This window comes from Pseudovibrio sp. POLY-S9 (assembly GCF_001431305.1).
Classification (GTDB): domain Bacteria; phylum Pseudomonadota; class Alphaproteobacteria; order Rhizobiales; family Stappiaceae; genus Pseudovibrio.
The window spans coordinates 23,686-24,147 of sequence record NZ_LCWX01000239.1; the positions used below are offsets into that span (position 1 = coordinate 23,686).

At 58.2% G+C, this 462-nt stretch carries 1 pseudogene; it reads right to left on the reverse strand.

Annotation, left to right across the window (positions count from 1 at the left end):
* A pseudogene (locus PPL9_RS31650) lies at positions 1-462 on the reverse strand (lipid-A-disaccharide synthase); the annotation flags it as partial.

The following is a 462-nucleotide window of genomic DNA, read 5'->3' on the forward strand; positions in this document are numbered from 1 at the left end:
TCCCCAAGCACAAGGTTGGGCAGCACAATGGTGTCCACCGCAACAATCTTGACGAACCGGTTGATCTGCTTCAGGCGGCGGAAGAACCAGTCCAGCTTGTAAGCTATAACCATAGGTACACCAGCAATCGCCAGCTCCAAAGACACAGTACCGCTGGCCGCAAGCGCTGCATTTGCCTGTCGCAAAGCCGCAAACTTTTCAGCTTCACCCGTCACAATACGTGGCTGCACCTTCCAGGAAGCCACACCATCGCGAATGCGCTGCTCCTGATGAGGCACTGCTGGAATGATCACATCCACATTCGGGTCTTGCGCGCAAATCAAAGCGACTGCTTCGCCAAACGGCTCCAGCAACCGCGAAACCTCGCTGGTTCGGGAGCCCGGAAGCACCACCAACTGCTTTCTGCCTGCACCGAGCTCTGCGCGCTCCCCCGGAGCCGGCCGCAAATCAGCAAGCCGCTCA